This window comes from Pseudoxanthomonas indica, assembly GCF_900167565.1.
Lineage (GTDB): Bacteria > Pseudomonadota > Gammaproteobacteria > Xanthomonadales > Xanthomonadaceae > Pseudoxanthomonas_A > Pseudoxanthomonas_A indica.
In genome coordinates, this window is the sequence record NZ_FUZV01000001.1 from 970,643 (window position 1) to 987,842 (window position 17,200).

Below are 17,200 nucleotides of genomic sequence, written 5' to 3' on the forward strand. Positions count from 1 at the left end.
CCGTTTGCTGCTTTTGGCAGGGGCGGCAGGATTCGAACCTGCGAATGCCGGGATCAAAACCCGGTGCCTTAACCACTTGGCGACGCCCCTACGATTGGTTTTCCGCTTCGAGTGCCTGCAGCAACGGCGAACGCGCCGCACCCGCAGACAGCCAAGCTCGCAGGCCCGTCATTTCCCGCAGCGCCGCTTCCGCCAGGTCGCGCTGGGCGAACTCGACGAAACAACCGCTGCCGGATCCCGTCAGACGTGGCGTGCCGACGCTGGCCAGTCGATCGAACGCGGCCTGGATGGCCGGTTCGCGACGGCGCAACACCGGCTCGAACACGTTGCCGGACACATGTCCCGAAACGAAGTCCGATATTTTCGCGGGCGCAGCGTTTCGCGTCAAATCCGGGCTAGCGAACAACACCGAGGTGGGCACGTGAACCCCCGGGTCGACCAGCAGATACCAGGCGGGAGCCAGTGACAGCGGGCTCAGTTGCTCGCCTATCCCCTCGGCCCATGCATTCTCACCACGCACAAAGACTGGGACATCTGCGCCAAGCGCCAGTCCCAGCTCAGCCAGACGCTCTACACCCAGGTGGGTGCCCCAGAGCCGGTCAAGCACCCGCAAGACGGTGGCGGCGTCCGAGGAACCTCCGCCAAATCCACCGCCGGCCGGAATGCGCTTTTCAATGCCAATATCGACACCTTGAACGCACTTGGTGGCTGTTCGAAGCATATTGGCGGCACGAACCATCAGGTCGTCGGCTTCAGCCAGGCCCGCAACTGTCTCGCCTGCGCGGCTGATTCGGCCGTCCGCTCTGGGCCGCAGGTACACCGTGTCTCCCCATTCAAGTATCCGGAAGACCGATTGCAGCTGGTGATAGCCGTCAGGGCGCCGGCCGGTGATGTGCAGGAACAGGTTGAGCTTGGCTGGGGCGGGCCAGTCCGACCAGCCGTCTTCGCGGGGAAACCGGCTCATGGACCGTCGAACTGCCAGTGATCGACGATCAGGCGCACCTTGGACTCGCCCCGCTGCGCCTCGATTCTGCGTGGCATTGTCGGCGTATCGCCCTGCCCGGCCTGCCATTCGCCATAGCGGATCTGCCAGCCTGCCTGCTCCAGCGTCTGCAACTGCCCATTAGTGGCGAACTCGGCCCGGCCCGCGGCTGCAATTCCGCGAGCCCAGTCGGAGAGGGTCTGGACCGGGATGTCCCAGCCGGTGGCTTCACGCAGAAGAAGATCGGCGTCGCCGCCCTGGCGTGGGCCACCTGCCAGACCTTCCAGCAGCGCGCCATCGCCGTCGGCGCTGAGGCGCCAGCTTTGGCGGGTAACCGGGGCGCTGAGTTGGGCGGTGTAGCGTCCTGCCTGCTGCTGCCAGTCCAGTCGGCCACTGCCGCCCTTGCCGGCCTGGCTCACCGCGACCCTCGCCTCGAAGCCCCAGCTAGCGTGTCCCTGCAACCATGCCTCGCGCGTGGCCTGGGCCGCCTGCGCGGCCGCCAGGGCTGCGGGGTCCTGCAGCACCGCGGTCGGTGGCAAGGTCGGACCGCGACTGGCGCACGCAGTCAGCAGCAGTGAACAGGCGGCCAGCAGCAGGCCGCGAGGTGTCGTCATCATGCTCCGGTCTTCTCCAGCGCCCGCTGCAGCGAGCGGTTTTCGGGATCGAGCTTGCGTGCCTCTTCGAAATAGCGGCGCGCTTCGTCCTTCTGGCCCATGACCCACAGCACTTCGCCCACATGTGCCGCAATTTCCGGATCCTTCTGCAGAGCGTAGGCGCGGCGCAGTTCGATCAGCGCCTCGGGCAGCCGACCGATGCGGTAAAGCACCCAGCCGTAGCTGTCGATGATGGCTGCGTTTTCCGGGTCGGCCGTGCGTGCACGATCGATCAATTGCAGCGCTTCCTGGAAGCGCTGCGTGCGGTCGGCCAGGGTGTAGCCCAGCGCATTGAGGGTGGCGGTGTTCTCCGGGTCTATCACCAGAATCTTGCGGAAATCGGCCTCGGCGCGATCGATGCGATCCCGCCGCTCCCAGGCCAGGCCGCGCGAATACAGGATTTCGACATCGTCCGGGTAAGCCGCAAGGCCGCGTGCGAAAACTTCCAGCTCGGCCGCATCGTTGCCCGCCTTGCGGCGCAGTTCGGCTTCCAGCAGATAAGCGTTGATGCGCGCCTCATCGTCGGCGGCGGCGTCGCCCTGCAGTGACTTGAGCTCGGCCAGGGCCTCGGCCTGGCGATCCAGTTCGAACAACGTATTGGCCGAGCGCAGGCGCGCTTCGGAGCGCGCATTGCCGCTGGCCACGCTGCGATACCAGTCGAGCGCTTGCTGCGGCCGCTTGAGGAACTCGGCCATCTGGCCCAGCAGCAGCCGGCGCTCGGGTTCGGGATCGGCGTCTTCCTTGCGCAGCTCGTCGTACAAGGCAGTCAATGCACGATCATCGTCGGCTTTGGCCAGCAGCGAGGCGCGCAGCGCGTAGGTCTGATCATCTTGCGGTCCTTCGGCCAGCATGCCCGCCGCGGCCTGGCTGTCGCCCAGGGCCTCGTATTCGGCTGCCGTGGCCAGTCTCAGTTCCGGCGTGTTCGCGGCCGCCTCATGCAGCCCGTCCAGAACCTCGCGAGCACCTGCCTCGTCACCGGAACGACGTAATTGCGAAGCATGCAGCAAGGCCACCCGCGGCTCCTGCGGAAAACGCGTCACCACCAGGCCGACGATTCGCTGGGACAGGTCCGGCTGATCCAGTTGCTGGGCCAGCCCGGCAAAGGCCAGCCAGGCTTGCAGCTGGGCCGGGATGGCGCCGTCATCGACCAACTCGCCCAGCAGCTTCGCGGACAGGTCCGGGTCGCGCCCGCCACTGCCCAGTGCGGTCAGTGCGTAGCGCCAGCCCATTTCATCCGGGTCGGCCATCAACGCCGACAGCTCGCGCCGCGCAGCGCGGGCGTTGTTGCGGCGAATCGCCAGGGTGGCCTCGGCGCTGCGCATGGCCAGCGACTTGGGCGCGCGGGCGCGCCAGAGCTTGAGCGCTTCGGCGGCGCCGGCATCATCATTGGACAGCAGGGCGATGCGGGTGGCCCGCTCGGCCAGACCGGCGTCCTCGCTGGCCCGCGCGGCTTGCAGGTACCAGCGCGAGGCTTCGGACAGTTGCCCGGACTGCAGGGCGAACTCACCGGCCATCACCGCACCCAGGGGTTCTTCACGCACGGGCGCCGGTTTGCGGGCGGCCTGCGCAGGCAGGGCGAGCACCAGCAGGAGTGGAATCGCCAGGCTGATACGCATCATTGCGGGCATGAGGCTCACGTGGGCCGTAAAATGGTGGTCCTGAACAGCCAGCAGCTTATCGCAAGCACCTGAACAATGACGTTGTGGGTTCTCGGACTTAATCACCAGACTGCGCCAGTCGAACTGCGCGAACGCGTGGCGTTCGACGGCAGCGCGTTGCCGTCGGCGCTGGCCTCGCTGCGCGCCTTGCCGCAGGTGGAAGAAGCCGCGCTGCTGTCCACCTGCAACCGCACCGAGCTGTACGCCATCACCTCCGATGGCCAGGCCCTGGCGGATTGGCTGGCCACCCACGCCGATGGTCTGGACGCCTATCTGTACCGGCACCACGATGCCGAAGCCGTGCGCCATCTTTTCCGCGTCGCGACCGGCCTGGACTCGATGGTGCTGGGCGAGCCGCAGATTCTGGGCCAGGTCAAGGACGCCTGGGTCAGCGCGCGTGAGCACGGCGCGCTGGGCAATCGCCTGGACAAGTTGTTCCAGCAGACCTTTGCCGTGGCCAAGCGCGCGCGTACCGACACCCGCGTGGGCGCCAACCCGGTCTCGGTCGCCTCCACCGCGGTGCGCCTGGCGCAGGAAAGCTTTACCCGCCTGAGCGACTCCACCGTGATGCTGGTCGGCGCGGGCGAGACCATCGAACTGGCCGCCAAGCACCTGAGCGAAGGCCGGGTCCGTCGTCTGCTGATCGCCAACCGCACCTTGGCTCACGCGCAGGAACTGGCGAGCCGGCACGGCGGCTATGCCCTGCCGTTGAGCGAGCTTGAGCGCCATCTGGCTGAAGCCGACGTGGTGTTTTCAGCCACCGCCGCGCGCGAGCCGATCCTCCTGCGCACGCAGGTGGAACAGGCCCTGCTGCGCCGCAAGCACAAGCCGATGCTGTTGTTCGATCTGGCGGTGCCGCGCGATATCGCCGCCGATGTCGGCGACCTGAAGGACGCCTACCTCTATACCGTCGACGATCTGGAGCGTGCGGTCGAAGACAACCGCCGCAGCCGCCGCGAGGCCGCCGATGCCGCCGAAGCGATCATCGATCTGCAGGTGGCGCGCTTTGTCGAATCGCTGCAGGCCAGTGGTCGCCAGGAACCGCTCAAGCGCCTGCGCGCGCATGGCGATGCCGCACGCGAGGACATCCTGGGCAAGGCGCGGCAGCAACTGGCCAATGGCCGTGATGCCGATGAAGTGCTGGAATTCCTGGCCCATTCCTTGACCAACCGCCTGCTGCATCCGCCCACCGCCGCCCTGCGCGAAGCCGCGCTGCGTGGTGATGGTGAACTGGCGCGCGCGGCCGAACGCCTGTTCCCCGACAAGGCGCCCTACTCCCATTCCAAGCCCGACGATGACGCCGACGCTGCGCCGTAAACTCGAAGCGCTGGCCGAACGCCGCGAAGAACTGGAACGCCTGCTGGCCGAACCGGACGTGGTCGCCGACAACACCCGCTTCCGCAATCTGTCGCGCGAGTTCTCGCAACTGGAGCCGATTGCCACGGCGCTGGCCGACGAGGCGCGCGCCAAGGGTGATCTGGCCTCGGCGCAGGCCATGCGCGGCGATCCGGACCTGGGCGATCTGGCCGAAGAGGAAATCACTGCCGCGCAAGCGCGGCTGGCGCAGCTCGAAGACGACATGGCCCTGCTGTTGGTGCCGCGCGACCAGCGCGACGATGGCAACCTGTTCCTCGAAGTGCGCGCCGGCACCGGCGGCGATGAAGCGGCGATCTTCGCCGGCGATCTGTTCCGCATGTATGCGCGCTACGCCGAGCGCATGGGCTGGCGGGTGGAAGTGGAGTCCGACAATCCCGGCGAGCATGGCGGCTACAAGGAAATCGTGGCCAAGGTCAGCGGCAAGGGCGCGTTCTCGCGGCTGAAGTTCGAGTCGGGCACCCATCGCGTGCAGCGCGTGCCGGCCACCGAGTCGCAAGGCCGCATCCACACGTCCGCCGCCACCGTGGCGATCATCGCCGACGTGGAGGAAGTCGACGATGTCGTGATCAATCCGGCCGACCTGAAGGTCGACACCTTCCGCTCCTCGGGCGCCGGCGGCCAGCACGTCAACAAGACCGAGTCGGCCATCCGCATCACCCACCTGCCCAGCGGCGTGGTGGTGGAATGCCAGACCGAGCGCAGCCAGCACGCCAACCGCGACAAGGCAATGAAGCGCTTGAAGGCGCAGCTGCTGGACAGCGAACGCAGCAAGCAGCAGGCGGCCCAGGCGGAGTCGCGCCGGCTACAAGTGGGCAGTGGCGATCGCAGCCAGCGCATCCGCACCTACAACTTCCCCCAGGGCCGCATCACCGATCACCGGGTGGAAGGCCTGACCCTGTACGATTTGCCCAACATCATCGAAGGCGATCTGGACCCGTTGGTCGAACGCCTGACCCGCGAGTACCAGGCCGACGAACTGGCCCGCCTGACGGAGAACTGAGCATGCAACTGCGACGCGCGACCGTAACGGATGTGGATGCCATCGCTCCCTTGTTCGATCGCTACCGGCAGTTCTACGAGCAGGCGCCGGACCCGGCCAAGGCGCATGACTTCATCCAGGCGCGGCTGAGTGCGGAGGAATCGGTGATCTTCATCGCCGAAAATCAAGGCCAGGTACTCGGCTTCACCCAGCTGTTTCCCAGCTTTTCCTCGGTCGGCGCCGCACGTGCGTGGATCCTCAACGACCTGTATGTGCTGCCCGAAGCGCGCCGGCAAGGCGTGGCCCGGGCGCTGCTGGGCGCCGCCGCCGACTTCGGCCGGGCCACGGGCGCGGCACGGCTGGAACTGGAAACCGACCACGACAACCGATCAGCACAGGCGCTGTACCGGCACCTGGGCTGGGAGGTCTACGACAGCACGATGCGCTTCCGCCTGCGCCTGGACCCGGCATGACGCCTGAGAAGGCGTAGTCCGCATGTCGGGTGCTAGGCTTCGGCCATGAGCGCACTTGACCAACTGATTCCCCTTTCGCTGTGCGTGCTGACGGTCTCCGACAGCCGCACCCTGGCCACCGACAGCTCCGGCGACTATCTCTGCGGCGCCGCCGAAACGGCCGGCCACCGCATTCTCGAGCGGGTGCTGCTGCCGGATGACATCTACCAGCAGCGCGCGGTGATCTCGAAGTGGATCGCCGATCCCGCGGTCGACGGCATCCTGATCACTGGCGGCACCGGCTTCACCGGTCGCGATTCGACGCCCGAAGCGGTCGCGCCGCTGCTGGACAAGCAGATGCCGGGCTTCGGCGAACTGTTCCGCAGCATCAGCTACGACGACATCGGCACGTCTTCGCTGCAGTCGCGTGCCTTTGCGGGGCTGGCCAACGCCACCTTCGTGTTCTGCGTGCCGGGTTCCACCTCGGCCTGCCGCACCGCCTGGGAACGGATCATCGTCACCCAGCTCGACGCACGCACCCGCCCCTGCAATCTGGCCACGTTGCGTCCCCGCCTGAAGGAATGACCCGGGAGCCTCCATGTCGATCGACGCCACGTTGCGGATGCTGGCCAAGGCCAGCGGCTTGAACGCCTCCGACATCGCCGCCGCAATCCCGCGCGCGGGCGCGCAGACGGTCAAGGCATGGATGAGCGGTGACAAGCTGCCGGGTCGCGATCAACTGGCAGCGCTGGCGCGCGCCTTCGGCATTCCCGCCGGCGCCTTGCTTACCGAACTGGCCAGCCAACTGGATCCGGCCCGTACCGCGGGCGAACACGATCTGCTCGCCGCCTATCGCACTCTCGATACCCGCCAACAGGGCGCCTTGCTGGAAGTGGCGCGCAGCATGGCGGGCCAGCGACGCAAAGCCCGCAAAACCGGAACCCGTGCATGAAGCCGCTCAAGAAGAAGCCCTACCAGGAACTGCTCAAGCCGCTGCAACTGGAGTTGGCAGCAATGGCGCGCTGGGCGTCCCATCATGGCAAGCGCATCGTGATCCTGGTGGAAGGCCGCGATACCGCTGGCAAAGGTGGCGTGATCAACGCCATCGCCGAACACCTCAATCCGCGCCAATGCCGGGTGGTCGCCCTGCCCAAGCCCAGCGAACGCGAGTCCACGCAGTGGTATTTCCAGCGCTACGTCGCGCAGTTGCCGGCGGCCGGGGAAATCGTGCTGTTCGACCGCAGCTGGTACAACCGCGCGGGCGTGGAAAAGGTCATGGGCTATTGCAGTGAAAGCGAGTACGACAGGTTCCTGCAGCAGGCGCCGGTATTCGAGCAGTTGCTGATCGACGACGGCATCCTGCTGTTCAAGTATTGGCTGGCGGTGGATCAGGCGCAACAGGAAGAACGTTTTGCAGAACGCGCACAGGAGCCGTTGAAGAGCTGGAAACTCTCGCCCATTGATCTGCAGGCACGACAGATGTACGCCGACTACACCGACGCGCGCGAGGCCATGCTCAAAGCCACTCACAGCCACTTTGCGCCGTGGACCTTGGTGGATTTCAATGATCAGCGGCGAGGACGGCTCACGCTGATCCGGGATCTTCTGGACCGCCTGCCGGATATGCAGGTCCCGCTGGACGTGCTCACGCTGAAACCGTTGAAGGGCAAGCCACGCAAGGAGAAGTACACGGTGGTCAAGCCCTTGCCGGAGTTTCCCATCCCCTAGCATTCTTCGCGCCGGCTTCACTTTTCGCACCGGCAGGCGTTGGCAACGCGATCCGCGTCCGGGATTTCATAAGCAGTTCACCGCATGCTGCCGAGACTCACCGCACCCAGGCTCTGGAGCCCAGGCATGTCTGTCATCAAGCGCTTCGCACGTCCCCGACTTTCCCTCCTGCTGATCTCCGCTGTGTTGGCCACGGCCGCGCAGGCACAGGTGGTCGGTTACAACTTCCGCACCGGCGATGCATGGGTCGACACCCGTCTCGTGGAAATCAACGATTACGGCTCGCGCTATCGCGATCCCTTCATCGATGAGATGACCGGCTATTACGGCGCGCCGCGCTCGCTGGTGAACGATCTGTTCGGCAGGCGCTGGTCGGCGGGTGACATTTATTACGCCTGCGCCATTGCCCATATCCTCGGTGTGCCCTGCATCAATGTGGTCCACGAGTACGAGCGCAATCCCGGCCAGGGTTGGGGCGCGCTGGCCAAGCGCATGGGCATCAAGCCGGGTTCCCGACAGTTCCACGATTTGAAGAACGGCTTCTCGCGCACCTATGACCGTTGGGGCTATCCGGTGGCGGTGGACCGCAACGTGCATGTGGACTGGTCACAACACGGCCCGGGCAAAGGCAAGGGCGGCGGCAACGCGGGCAAGCCAAGCAAGCAGACGTCGCCCTCTGCGCAAGGCAACAAGGGCCATGCGGATCACGGCCAAGGCAAGGCCAAGGGCAACAATGGCAATAATGGAAAGGGCAAGGACAAGGGCAAGTAAGCCCTCAATTGATGCGATGAAAGCGGCGGCCGGAGGCCGCCGTTTTTCTTTCAAGCGATGGTGAAGCCCGGGCTTGTGGGCTCGTTCCACTCGAACTGCTGCACTGACTCGACATGCGCCATCGGAGGGCCGTGTTGCAGCCAGCGGGCCAACTGCTCCAATGCAGCGGCATCACCCGCCGCAATCACTTCCACGCCGCCATCGTCCAGATTGCGCGCAATCCCATCCAGTCCCCAGCGCGTGGCTGCATCCCGGGTGGAGGCGCGGAAGAACACGCCCTGCACCTTTCCCCGCACCAGGAATCGCGCCGCCGCCATCAGCCCCGTTCCGCGGCCTTGGCGCGGCTGTCTGCGATCAGCTCTTCAATCATGCTCGCCGTCACCGGGCCCGCAAATTCCTTGGCCACCTTGCCATCCGGCGCAATCAAATAGGTCATCGGCAGGCCACGCGGGGTGGCGAAGTCGGCGGGCGGCGCCATCACATCAACAATGGCGATGGGGTACACCACCGGGTGCTCCTTCAGGAACGCCTGCATGTCGGCGAGTTCGATGTCCTCGTAGGCCAGGCCGATGACCTGCACGTCCTGGCGCATGGCGTCGAGCGCCGACAGCTCCGGCATTTCCTTCAGGCAGGGCCCGCACCAGGTCGCCCAGAAATTGACCACCACCCACTGACCGCGATGTTCGGCCAGATCAAAGGTCTTGCCCGCCACGGTCGGCACCGACAAGGCCGGCTGGTCTGCGGTCTTCTCGCGGATCTGCACGCCGGTTTCGTTGCCATCGGCGGCGGGCTCGGGTTTGGCCTGGGTGGTGGCAGGCAGCTTGGACGGCGTGGCCTCGGGGGCGGCAGGTTTGCAAGCCGCCAGGGCCAGCACCAGGAAGACCAGACAGACGCTTGTTGCTGCTTTCATCGCGACTCCGAAGAGGATTCGACATAGATATCACTGACCTTGCGCTTGAGCAGCTCACGCAGCGGCACGCGCAGGTCATCCAGGGTGTTGCGCGCCGCCATGCCCAGCGAATCGTCATGGAACGGCAGATGCGCTTCGGCGATCGGCACGCGCAATTGGCAGGCTTCGTACAGCTCGGCCATGGTCATGTCATCCAGATCGCGCGCCAGCAACCACTCGCCATCCTCGGCGCGGCGCAGCACGTTGATGTCGCACAGCTGGCCGAGCATCTGCTGGATCAGCGAATCGGTCAGCATCGGTTCCATCGCCAGGATCTGATCACTGTGCAGGCCGCGCCCCGCCCGGCGCGCCTCGTTGAAGCGACCCAGCATGCGCAACAGGCCGTAAATCTCGTATCCCATCGGCAAGCGGAAGGCGATTGGCTGGTAGCGGAACGCCGCCATCGACGAGGCCAGCGACGCCCCCATCAGGATCGCCACCCAGCACAGGTAAATCCACATCAGCAGGATCGGCACCGCGGCGAAGGTGCTGTAGATCTTCGTGTAGGTGTTGAAGCTGCCCAGATAAAGGCCCAGGCCCCACTTGACGATTTCCAGCAGCACGGTGGCCAGCAGGGCGCCGGCCACGGCGTAGCGGAGCTTGATGGTCCGGTGCGGCACCACCCGGTAGATCATGGTGATCGCGGCAAACTCGATCAGCAGGGGCGTCAGGGTCAGCAGGACCGTCCGCAGCAACCGGCCTTCCTGGGTGGCGAACAACGACATCTCGAAAAAGCGCGCCGACATCGCCAGCGAAGCGGCCGCCACCAGCGCGCCCAAGGTCAGCACCGTCCAGTACACCAGGAAGCGGCCGAACTTGGGTCGGGACGAGGCCACGCGCCAGATCCGGTTGAAGGTGGCTTCGATGCTGTTGAGGGTGATCAGCAGCGAGATCACCAGGATGATCACACCCACCGCGGTCAGTTGGCCGGCGCTGGCGGAAAACTGCTTGATGTAGATCTGCGCCGAACGCGCGGCGCTGGGCACGAAGTTGGAGAAGATGTAGTCGCTGAGTTGATCGCTCCAGCGCTCGAAGACCGGGAACGCCGACAGCACGCCAAACACGACCATCGCCAGCGGTACCAGTGCAAACAAGGTCGTATAGGCCAGCGAACCGGCCGCCTGGAACAGGCGGTCGTCGAGGAAGCGCAGCGCCAGGAAGCGCGCGAAGGTGCCCGCGCGCGCGCGGTCGCGCAGGCGGTCGGTCCATCGATTCAAGGAATCCAGCGGCTCCATGCGCCGAAGGGTAACCGATGCGCCCGGAAGGCGACATCCGCAGCCGCCGCAGGGGATACTAGCGACCTTTCACGCTGGAACGACGCATGGCCGAGATCCTGGTGCTCTATTACAGCCGCGGCGGTTCCGTGGCCCGGCTGGCGCGGCAGATTGCGCGTGGCATCGGCGAAGTGGATGGCATGAGCGCACGCTTGCGCACCGTGCCGCCGGTCGCGGCTGTCACCCAGCAGGCAGCGCCACCGGTGCCCGAAGACGGCGCGCCCTATGTGGAAGCACGTGACCTGGCCGAATGCGCGGGCCTCGTCCTCGGCAGCCCAACGCGCTTCGGCAACATGGCCGCGCCGCTCAAGCATTTCATCGACGGCCTGGGCGCCGAATGGGCCAGCGGTACGCTGGTCGATAAACCGGCCGCCGTATTCACCTCCACGGCCACGCAACACGGCGGGCAGGAATCGACCTTGCTGTCCATGCAGTTGCCGCTGCTGCACCACGGCTGCGTGATCGTCGGCATCCCGTTTACCGAAACCCTGCTCAGCAGCACCCGCAGCGGCGGCACGCCCTACGGCGCCAGCCATGTCGCTGGCGTCAGCGATGATCCGCAGCCGACCGATGACGAGGCGGCACTGGCACGCGCGCTCGGCCGGCGCATCGCGGACATCACCCGCCGCCTCGAGAAAAACCGATGATCCCCCTGCCCTCCTCGCGCCTGGCCTTGAGCACCTCGCTTGCCCTGCTCACCGTTGTGTTCGCTGTCTGGTTCCGCGCCGACAAGCACCTGATCGCCTCCCAGCTGGTGTTCACCGTGCCGCCCCTGCTCTGTCTGATCGGGGTGCTGCTCAAGCGCCGGCAAGCGGGCTTCTGGGCCGGTGTGTTGGGCCTGTTCTGGTTTGCCCATGGGGTGATGGTGGCTTACAGCCGCCCGGCCGAAGCCCTGTTTGCCTGGCTGGAGATCGTGTTGTCGCTGGTCATCGTGCTGACGGCCAGCTGGCCGGGCCTGAGCGCGCGCTTTGGCCGCAAACGGGCGTAATCCGTGCGGGCCCGGCCGCGGCCGCCGGCAGGCATGCGTGCACCTTCACCCTACGAGCAGCGATAATTGCCGCACCTGCGTAGGAGCACCGAAATGGAAGAGCTGCTGATCGTCACCACGGGCGGCACGATCGACAAGATCTACTTTGACGACAAGTCCGATTTCCAGGTCGGCGAGCCGCAGATCGGCCGCATCCTGCAGGAACTGGGCGTGGCTTTCCGTTTCAGCGTCATTCCGATCATCCGCAAGGATTCGCTGCACATCACCGACGCGGATCGCGAACTGGTGCGTGCGGCCATCGCCGCGCAGCCAGCCAGGCATGTGCTGATTACCCACGGCACCGACAGCATGGTCGAGACGGCCAAGGTGCTTTCGGGCCTGGAAGACAAGACCATCGTGTTGACTGGCGCATTGAATCCCGCGCGCTTCCGCGGCTCGGATGCGGAGTTCAACATCGGCTGTGCGGTAGGCGCGGTGCAGTCGCTGCCAGCGGGTGTCTACATCGCCATGAACGGACGGATCTGGGATCCGGCGCATGTGCGCAAGAACGTGGCGGCCAATCGCTTCGAAGCAATCTGACAGCGCGCGCTGCACCGGCAAGGCCCTCACCCCGGCCCTCTCCCGCGAGCGGGAGAGGGGACAAGCAAAAGAAAAAAGCCGGGCAATGCCCGGCTTTTTTTGTTGGTGCCGCCAGCGGCTCAGTCGTGCAGCTTGACCAGCCAACCGTGCCGATCCGGCACGCGGCCGTACTGGATGTCGGTCAGTTCCTTGCGGATGGACATGGTCAGCTCGCCCGCCGGTGCATCCGGGTTGCCCACGGCGAAGTCCTTGCCCTTGAGCTGGCCGATCGGGGTGATCACCGCCGCCGTACCGCAGGCGAAGATTTCCGCAATCTCGCCACTGGTCACGCCTTGCTTCCACTCATCGATGGAGACCTTGCGTTCTTCCACCTTGTGGCCGCGATCATGCGCCAATTGCAGGATGCTCGAGCGGGTCACGCCTTCCAGGATGCTGCCGGACAGTTCCGGGGTCACCACGGTGCCATCCTTGTAGACCAGGAAGACATTCATGCCGCCCAGTTCTTCCAGGTACTTGCCTTCCACCGGATCCAGGAACAACACCTGCGAACAACCCTGGGCCTGGGCTTCCTGCTGCGGCAGCAGCGAAGAGGCGTAGTTGCCGCCGCACTTGGCCGCGCCGGTGCCGCCCTTGGCCGCACGCGCGTAGTCGGTGGACAGCCAGATCGAGACGGGCGCCACGCCCTTGGCGAAGTAGGCGCCGGCCGGGCTGGCGATCACGTAGTAACCGGCCTTGTGCGCGGCACGCACGCCGAGGAAGGCCTCGGTGCCGATCATGAAGGGACGGAAGTACAGGCTGGTTTCCGGCGCGGATGGCACCCAGTCCTTGTCCACCGCCACCAGCTGACGCAGCGACTCGACGAACTCGGACACCGGCAGTTCCGGCAAAGCCAGGCGTTTGGCCGAACGCTGCAGGCGCTGGCCGTTGGCATCCGGGCGGAAGGTCCAGATCGAACCATCGGCATGGCGATAGGCCTTGATGCCTTCAAAGATTTCCTGGCCGTAGTGCAGGACCGACGCCGCCGGATCCAGCGACAGCGGACCATAGGGAATCACTTCGGCGTCGTGCCAGCCCTGCGCCTTGTCCCAGGTGATGGCGACCATGTGGTCGGTGAAGTGCACGCCAAAGCCCGGCGAAGCAAGGACGGCGTCGCGCTCGGCGGCGCTGCGCGCCTTGCCGGAGGTTTCGACGCGATAGACCAGCGGGGTGGCATTGGCAATGTTCATGAGCGTTTCCTGTCTTCCACTACGGAGGATATGGGCGGCGTGCCTTACAGCATGCCGGTTTCCAGCTTGGCGGCCTCGGACATCATGTGCCGGCCCCACGGCGGGTCGAACACCAACTCCACGTCCGCCTCGGCGATCGTGGGGATCATTTCGAGCTTGCTGCGCACGTCGTCGACCAGGATCTCGCCCATGCCACAGCCCGGCGCGGTCAGCGTCATCTTGACCTCGACCTGGCGCTTGCCGTCATCGCGGTGATCCAGCCTGGCTTCGTACACCAGGCCCAGGTCGACGATGTTGAACGGAATTTCCGGGTCGAAACAGGTGCGCAGCTGCTGCCAGACCATCGCCTCGACTTCATCGTCGCTGGCGTTGTCGGGCAGCGACAACGATTCCACCGGCTCCTTGCCGATGGCGTCGGCATCCTTGCCGGCGATGCGGAAAAGATTGCCTTCCACGAACACCGTGTAGCTGCCACCCAGGGCCTGGGTGATATAGCCGTAGGTGCCGGCCGGCAAGGTCACGCTCTCGCCCTGCGGCACGAGGACGGCCGGGCAATCGCGTTCGAACTGGACGGGTTCACTGCTGCGGGAGTACATGGCACTGACATGGGGGGCGCGAGCCGGGCGCGCAAGAGCACCATTGTAGCCCGGCTTACACCGGCTGGCCCCGCAGGCCTTATCCTTGGCGACCTTCCGCGGGATCCTCCATGCGCTTGCCCACTCTGTCCCCCTCATCGCCGCGCTGGCTGGCGCCCGTCATCCTGCTGCTGGGCGCGGCTTTTGTCACCGCGATCTGGGTGCTGCTGGCGATCTATCAGGGCAAGCAGGTGGGCTGGATGGCGTGGCTGGCGGCGGCAGACGCTGCGCTGCTGCTGCGATTTGGCGGGATGCGGCGTGGCGCAGCCCGCGTCGTGCTGGCGGCCCTGACCACCGTCATGGTGGCTGTCGTGGCCAACTGGCTGATCATCGCCAGCCAGCTGGGCTTCTTTTTTGGCCTGCTGCCGTGGGAATCGGCACTACTGCTGCGTCCGGGGCATGCGTGGACACTGGCCCAGCTGGCCAACGGACCTTGGGATCTTGTGAGCCTGGGCTTGGCCCCCCTGCTGGCGGCCTGGCTGGCGAAGTAGACTCGCGCCACCTGGACGGCGGAGGGGCCGAGATGGGGCGTACCGCTGCGTTGAATGATCGGACCTGGCTGGGTTGGCTGCTGCTGGGCGGCATCGTCGTCGCCAGCTTCGACCTGTTGTTCGCCACCACCTTCTGGCACCTCAGCAACGAGGTGCCAGCCCAGCGCATCCTGCAGGCCATCGCGGCCGGCGTGTACGGCAAGGCCAGTTTTGACGGCGGCGCGCGCACCGCCTGGGTGGGCGCCAGCCTGCATTACTTCATCGCCATCGTGATGGTGCTGGTGTACGGATGGGCGGCACGACGCTGGACGCGCCTGATCGAGCAACCGTGGTTCTTTGGCCTGCTTTACGGCGGCGCGCTGTACGTGGCGATGACGTTCGTGGTGGTCCCGCTTTCGCGGACCAACACGTTGCAGTTCCATCCGCTCTGGATTGGCGCGAGCATCGCCGTGCACCTGTTGATTGGGCTGCTTTGCGCCGGCTTCGCGCGCAAGGCGGTGCACTCAATCAGTGCCCGCCATCCAGCGCCTTGAGTTCGCTGACCAGGGCGGCGGCCATTTCCGCACCATCGCCGTAGAGCATGCGGGTGTTGTCGGCATAGAACAGGGCGTTCTCGATGCCGGCAAAGCCGGTGCCCTTGCCGCGCTTGATCACGATGGTGTTCTTGCTGTTCACCACGTCCAGGATCGGCATGCCGTAGATGGGTGAAGCCGGATCGGTCTTGGCGACCGGGTTGACCACATCGTTGGCGCCTATCACCAGCGATACATCGGTATTCGCGAACTCCGGATTGATGTCGTCCATGTCGGCAATCAGGTCGTAAGGCACACCCGCCTCGGCCAGCAACACGTTCATGTGACCAGGCATGCGACCGGCCACCGGATGGATGGCGAACTTCACCTTCACTCCGCGCTCGATCAAGCGCTGCGTAAGCTCCCAGATTTTGTGCTGGGCCTGCGCCACGGCCATGCCGTAGCCGGGCACGATCACCACGCGTTCGGCGAAGGCCATCATTGCCGCCACGTCGCCGGCTTCGATCGGCTTCTGCGTGCCGGCGATTTCCTGCGCCTGGCCACCGCCGCCGAAGTTGGAGAACAGCACGTTGCGGATCGGCCGGTTCATCGCCTTGGCCATCAGGCGGGTCAGCAGGATGCCGGCCGCGCCGACCATCATGCCGGCGATGATCAGCGCCTCGTTGCCCAGCACGTAACCTTCGAACGCCACTGCCAGACCGGTGAACGCGTTGTACAGCGAGATCACCACCGGCATGTCGGCGCCGCCGATCGGCAAGGTCATCAACACGCCCAGCGCCGGCGCTACCACGAAGAAGGCGATGATCACCGGCACCGACAGCGTCGCAGCTGCCCAGGCGCCCAGCACCACCATCGCCACGAACACCAGCAGGTTGAAGACCTGCTGGCCGGGGAACACCACGCGCTTGTCCAGGCGTCCATCCAGTTTGGCCCAGGCGATCACGGAGCCGGACAGCGACACCGCACCGATGGCCGAACCGATCACCGCCAACGCCAGGGTGATGGTGTCGGGCTGGCGCGCCGCCAAGGCGGCAATGGCCGACTCACTCCAATGCGTGGTGTCGCGCTGCATCAGCAGGGAAAAACGCAGCAACTCCACCGCGCCGATGGCCGCTGCCGAGCCACCGCCCATGCCGTTGTACAGCGCCACCATCTGCGGCATGTCGGTGATGGGCACCTGCTTGCCGGACACCCAGGCCGCGGCCGTGCCAATGGCGATGGCCGCGATGATCAGCGGCACGTTGTGCAGGTCGGGCAGGAAGAACGTGGCGATGGTGGCAATCAGCATGCCAAGGCCGGCCCAGCGGATGCCGCTGCTGGCGGTCTTGGGCGAGGCCATGCGTTGCAGGCCCAGCAGGAACAGGGTGGCGGCCACCAGGTAGCTGGTCTTGACCAGGATCGACAACAGCTCGGGCAAGCTCCAGCTCATCACTTGGCTCCCTTGCCGGGGGCCTTGCTGGACTTGAACATCTCCAGCATGCGTTCGGTCACCACGTAACCGCCGGCGGCGTTGCCCGCGCCCAGCAGTACGGCGACGAAGCCGATGACCTTTTCCAACGTGGTGTCGGCGTGCCCCAGCACGACCATGGCGCCAATCAGCACGATGCCGTGGATGAAGTTCGAGCCCGACATCAGCGGGGTGTGCAGGATGACCGGCACCCGGGAAATAATCACATGTCCGGCGATGGCCGCCAGCATGAAGATGTACAGGGCCACGAAACCGTCGCTCATCCACACTCTCCCAGTTTGTCGATGCCGCCGGGCGGCTTCCGCATCATAACCTCCCCTGAATCCGGCGCCAGTCACATTGGTGCCTGTCAACGCGGTCGGCGGCGGTGCGTTTCCCTGTCTGCAAGGCCCCTGCCCGCGAGGACTTCCGCATGTCACCTGCCCGCTACCGCCCACCTCTGCGCGCCTGTTGCGAT

General features: G+C 65.8%; 22 protein-coding genes and 1 tRNA gene. 12 read left to right on the plus strand and 11 right to left on the minus strand.

All coding sequences use genetic code 11. The annotated features are described in order from the left end of the window. Positions 1-14: 14 nt before the first annotated feature. The 4 genes from B5X78_RS04665 to B5X78_RS04680 all read right to left on the minus strand — a co-directional run bounded on the left by B5X78_RS04665 (position 15) and on the right by B5X78_RS04680 (position 3,263). Positions 15-90, minus strand: a tRNA-Gln gene (locus B5X78_RS04665). Further along, entirely contained in the window at positions 89-964 is an 876-nt protein-coding gene (gene ispE / locus B5X78_RS04670; RefSeq protein WP_079723285.1) for a 4-(cytidine 5'-diphospho)-2-C-methyl-D-erythritol kinase, read from the minus strand. The genes B5X78_RS04665 and ispE overlap by 2 nt, the downstream gene beginning before the upstream one ends. After that, the gene (gene lolB / locus B5X78_RS04675; protein ID WP_079723286.1) at positions 961-1,599 is read right to left on the minus strand and encodes a lipoprotein insertase outer membrane protein LolB; all 639 of its coding nucleotides are present in this window, start codon (positions 1,597-1,599) and stop codon (positions 961-963) included. Before lolB ends, ispE begins: the two co-directional genes overlap by 4 nt. Beyond that, positions 1,596-3,263, minus strand: a complete 1,668-nt coding sequence (locus B5X78_RS04680; RefSeq protein WP_079723287.1) for a tetratricopeptide repeat protein — start codon at positions 3,261-3,263, stop codon at positions 1,596-1,598. Before B5X78_RS04680 ends, lolB begins: the two co-directional genes overlap by 4 nt. Positions 3,264-3,329: 66 nt before the next feature. On the opposite strand from B5X78_RS04680, the gene hemA reads away from it, so the two are divergent. The 7 genes from hemA to B5X78_RS04715 all read left to right on the plus strand — a co-directional run bounded on the left by hemA (position 3,330) and on the right by B5X78_RS04715 (position 8,600). Continuing rightward, positions 3,330-4,610 carry a glutamyl-tRNA reductase gene (hemA, locus tag B5X78_RS04685; protein ID WP_079723288.1) on the plus strand — a complete coding sequence of 427 codons (1,281 nt, stop codon included), beginning with the start codon at positions 3,330-3,332 and terminating at the stop codon, positions 4,608-4,610. Further along, the gene (gene prfA, locus B5X78_RS04690; RefSeq protein ID WP_079723289.1) at positions 4,588-5,670 is read left to right on the plus strand and encodes a peptide chain release factor 1; all 1,083 of its coding nucleotides are present in this window, start codon (positions 4,588-4,590) and stop codon (positions 5,668-5,670) included. The genes hemA and prfA overlap by 23 nt, the downstream gene beginning before the upstream one ends. Positions 5,671-5,672: 2 nt before the next feature. Continuing rightward, on the plus strand, positions 5,673-6,122 hold the full coding sequence (locus B5X78_RS04695; protein WP_308933132.1) for a GNAT family N-acetyltransferase: 450 nt from the start codon (positions 5,673-5,675) through the stop codon (positions 6,120-6,122). A 45-nt stretch (positions 6,123-6,167) separates the two neighbouring features. Further along, the gene (moaB, locus tag B5X78_RS04700) at positions 6,168-6,686 is read left to right on the plus strand and encodes a molybdenum cofactor biosynthesis protein B (protein WP_079723290.1); all 519 of its coding nucleotides are present in this window, start codon (positions 6,168-6,170) and stop codon (positions 6,684-6,686) included. A gap of 13 nt (positions 6,687-6,699) precedes the next feature. Then, a complete protein-coding gene (locus tag B5X78_RS04705; RefSeq protein WP_079723291.1) occupies positions 6,700-7,053 on the plus strand; it encodes a helix-turn-helix domain-containing protein in 354 nt (117 codons plus the stop codon). Next, positions 7,050-7,829, plus strand: a complete 780-nt coding sequence (gene ppk2 / locus B5X78_RS04710) for a polyphosphate kinase 2 (protein ID WP_079723292.1) — start codon at positions 7,050-7,052, stop codon at positions 7,827-7,829. Before B5X78_RS04705 ends, ppk2 begins: the two co-directional genes overlap by 4 nt. A 126-nt stretch (positions 7,830-7,955) precedes the next feature. After that, positions 7,956-8,600, plus strand: a complete 645-nt coding sequence (locus B5X78_RS04715; RefSeq protein ID WP_139381405.1) for a hypothetical protein — start codon at positions 7,956-7,958, stop codon at positions 8,598-8,600. A 50-nt stretch (positions 8,601-8,650) separates the two neighbouring features. On the opposite strand, the gene B5X78_RS04720 is transcribed toward B5X78_RS04715, so the two are convergent. The 3 genes from B5X78_RS04720 to B5X78_RS04730 are packed head-to-tail and all read right to left on the minus strand — an operon-like array spanning position 8,651 to position 10,784. Beyond that, positions 8,651-8,917, minus strand: a complete 267-nt coding sequence (locus B5X78_RS04720; RefSeq protein ID WP_079723294.1) for an acylphosphatase — start codon at positions 8,915-8,917, stop codon at positions 8,651-8,653. After that, the gene (locus tag B5X78_RS04725; RefSeq protein WP_079723295.1) at positions 8,917-9,510 is read right to left on the minus strand and encodes a TlpA family protein disulfide reductase; all 594 of its coding nucleotides are present in this window, start codon (positions 9,508-9,510) and stop codon (positions 8,917-8,919) included. The genes B5X78_RS04720 and B5X78_RS04725 overlap by 1 nt, the downstream gene beginning before the upstream one ends. Then, complete coding sequence (locus B5X78_RS04730) at positions 9,507-10,784, minus strand: YihY family inner membrane protein (RefSeq protein ID WP_079723296.1); 1,278 nt, start codon at positions 10,782-10,784, stop codon at positions 9,507-9,509. Before B5X78_RS04730 ends, B5X78_RS04725 begins: the two co-directional genes overlap by 4 nt. 86 nt (positions 10,785-10,870) lie before the next feature. Between B5X78_RS04730 and wrbA the strand changes: the two genes are divergently transcribed. The 3 genes from wrbA to B5X78_RS04745 all read left to right on the plus strand — a co-directional run bounded on the left by wrbA (position 10,871) and on the right by B5X78_RS04745 (position 12,390). Continuing rightward, positions 10,871-11,470 carry an NAD(P)H:quinone oxidoreductase gene (gene wrbA / locus B5X78_RS04735; protein WP_079723297.1) on the plus strand — a complete coding sequence of 200 codons (600 nt, stop codon included), beginning with the start codon at positions 10,871-10,873 and terminating at the stop codon, positions 11,468-11,470. Continuing rightward, positions 11,467-11,811, plus strand: coding sequence for a DUF2069 domain-containing protein (locus B5X78_RS04740; RefSeq protein WP_079723298.1), 345 nt, complete (start codon positions 11,467-11,469; stop codon positions 11,809-11,811). Before wrbA ends, B5X78_RS04740 begins: the two co-directional genes overlap by 4 nt. A 93-nt stretch (positions 11,812-11,904) precedes the next feature. Next, on the plus strand, positions 11,905-12,390 hold the full coding sequence (locus B5X78_RS04745; protein ID WP_079723299.1) for an asparaginase domain-containing protein: 486 nt from the start codon (positions 11,905-11,907) through the stop codon (positions 12,388-12,390). Positions 12,391-12,509: 119 nt separating this feature from the next. Here B5X78_RS04745 and B5X78_RS04750 read toward each other — a convergent pair whose 3' ends face one another. Together B5X78_RS04750 and sufT are read right to left on the minus strand one after the other, a co-directional pair. Next, complete coding sequence (locus B5X78_RS04750; RefSeq protein WP_079723300.1) at positions 12,510-13,616, minus strand: branched-chain amino acid aminotransferase; 1,107 nt, start codon at positions 13,614-13,616, stop codon at positions 12,510-12,512. 44 nt (positions 13,617-13,660) lie between these two features. Next, on the minus strand, positions 13,661-14,212 hold the full coding sequence (gene sufT, locus B5X78_RS04755; protein ID WP_079723301.1) for a putative Fe-S cluster assembly protein SufT: 552 nt from the start codon (positions 14,210-14,212) through the stop codon (positions 13,661-13,663). A 110-nt stretch (positions 14,213-14,322) separates the two neighbouring features. On the opposite strand from sufT, the gene B5X78_RS04760 reads away from it, so the two are divergent. Further along, positions 14,323-14,742, plus strand: a complete 420-nt coding sequence (locus B5X78_RS04760; protein ID WP_079723302.1) for a hypothetical protein — start codon at positions 14,323-14,325, stop codon at positions 14,740-14,742. Positions 14,743-14,774: 32 nt separating this feature from the next. Continuing rightward, the gene (locus B5X78_RS04765) at positions 14,775-15,275 is read left to right on the plus strand and encodes a hypothetical protein (protein ID WP_139381406.1); all 501 of its coding nucleotides are present in this window, start codon (positions 14,775-14,777) and stop codon (positions 15,273-15,275) included. Here the strand turns inward: B5X78_RS04765 and B5X78_RS04770 are convergent. Both B5X78_RS04770 and B5X78_RS04775 read right to left on the minus strand, forming a co-directional pair. Continuing rightward, complete coding sequence (locus B5X78_RS04770; protein WP_079723304.1) at positions 15,250-16,704, minus strand: NAD(P)(+) transhydrogenase (Re/Si-specific) subunit beta; 1,455 nt, start codon at positions 16,702-16,704, stop codon at positions 15,250-15,252. The two genes, B5X78_RS04765 and B5X78_RS04770, sit on opposite strands and share 26 nt — an antisense overlap. Next, a complete protein-coding gene (locus B5X78_RS04775; protein ID WP_079723305.1) occupies positions 16,704-17,006 on the minus strand; it encodes an NAD(P) transhydrogenase subunit alpha part 2 in 303 nt (100 codons plus the stop codon). Before B5X78_RS04775 ends, B5X78_RS04770 begins: the two co-directional genes overlap by 1 nt. Between the last annotated feature and the right edge of the window lie 194 nt (positions 17,007-17,200).

Excerpts from the sequence above, each read along its gene's own strand:
- ispE (WP_079723285.1), bottom strand. The coding sequence starts at position 964 with ATGAGCCGGTTTCCCCGCGAAGACGGCTGGTCGGACTGGCCCGCCCCA.
- lolB (WP_079723286.1), bottom strand. The coding sequence starts at position 1,599 with ATGATGACGACACCTCGCGGCCTGCTGCTGGCCGCCTGTTCACTGCTG.
- B5X78_RS04695 (WP_308933132.1), top strand. The coding sequence starts at position 5,673 with ATGCAACTGCGACGCGCGACCGTAACGGATGTGGATGCCATCGCTCCC.
- ppk2 (WP_079723292.1), top strand. The coding sequence starts at position 7,050 with ATGAAGCCGCTCAAGAAGAAGCCCTACCAGGAACTGCTCAAGCCGCTG.
- B5X78_RS04720 (WP_079723294.1), bottom strand. The coding sequence starts at position 8,917 with ATGGCGGCGGCGCGATTCCTGGTGCGGGGAAAGGTGCAGGGCGTGTTC.
- B5X78_RS04775 (WP_079723305.1), bottom strand. The coding sequence starts at position 17,006 with ATGAGCGACGGTTTCGTGGCCCTGTACATCTTCATGCTGGCGGCCATC.
- wrbA (WP_079723297.1), top strand. The coding sequence starts at position 10,871 with ATGGCCGAGATCCTGGTGCTCTATTACAGCCGCGGCGGTTCCGTGGCC.
- B5X78_RS04705 (WP_079723291.1), top strand. The coding sequence starts at position 6,700 with ATGTCGATCGACGCCACGTTGCGGATGCTGGCCAAGGCCAGCGGCTTG.
- prfA (WP_079723289.1), top strand. The coding sequence starts at position 4,588 with ATGACGCCGACGCTGCGCCGTAAACTCGAAGCGCTGGCCGAACGCCGC.
- B5X78_RS04680 (WP_079723287.1), bottom strand. The coding sequence starts at position 3,263 with ATGCCCGCAATGATGCGTATCAGCCTGGCGATTCCACTCCTGCTGGTG.
- moaB (WP_079723290.1), top strand. The coding sequence starts at position 6,168 with ATGAGCGCACTTGACCAACTGATTCCCCTTTCGCTGTGCGTGCTGACG.
- B5X78_RS04730 (WP_079723296.1), bottom strand. The coding sequence starts at position 10,784 with ATGGAGCCGCTGGATTCCTTGAATCGATGGACCGACCGCCTGCGCGAC.
- B5X78_RS04715 (WP_139381405.1), top strand. The coding sequence starts at position 7,956 with ATGTCTGTCATCAAGCGCTTCGCACGTCCCCGACTTTCCCTCCTGCTG.
- B5X78_RS04725 (WP_079723295.1), bottom strand. The coding sequence starts at position 9,510 with ATGAAAGCAGCAACAAGCGTCTGTCTGGTCTTCCTGGTGCTGGCCCTG.
- B5X78_RS04750 (WP_079723300.1), bottom strand. The coding sequence starts at position 13,616 with ATGAACATTGCCAATGCCACCCCGCTGGTCTATCGCGTCGAAACCTCC.
- sufT (WP_079723301.1), bottom strand. The coding sequence starts at position 14,212 with ATGTACTCCCGCAGCAGTGAACCCGTCCAGTTCGAACGCGATTGCCCG.
- B5X78_RS04765 (WP_139381406.1), top strand. The coding sequence starts at position 14,775 with ATGGGGCGTACCGCTGCGTTGAATGATCGGACCTGGCTGGGTTGGCTG.
- B5X78_RS04760 (WP_079723302.1), top strand. The coding sequence starts at position 14,323 with ATGCGCTTGCCCACTCTGTCCCCCTCATCGCCGCGCTGGCTGGCGCCC.
- B5X78_RS04740 (WP_079723298.1), top strand. The coding sequence starts at position 11,467 with ATGATCCCCCTGCCCTCCTCGCGCCTGGCCTTGAGCACCTCGCTTGCC.
- B5X78_RS04745 (WP_079723299.1), top strand. The coding sequence starts at position 11,905 with ATGGAAGAGCTGCTGATCGTCACCACGGGCGGCACGATCGACAAGATC.
- B5X78_RS04770 (WP_079723304.1), bottom strand. The coding sequence starts at position 16,704 with ATGAGCTGGAGCTTGCCCGAGCTGTTGTCGATCCTGGTCAAGACCAGC.
- hemA (WP_079723288.1), top strand. The coding sequence starts at position 3,330 with ATGACGTTGTGGGTTCTCGGACTTAATCACCAGACTGCGCCAGTCGAA.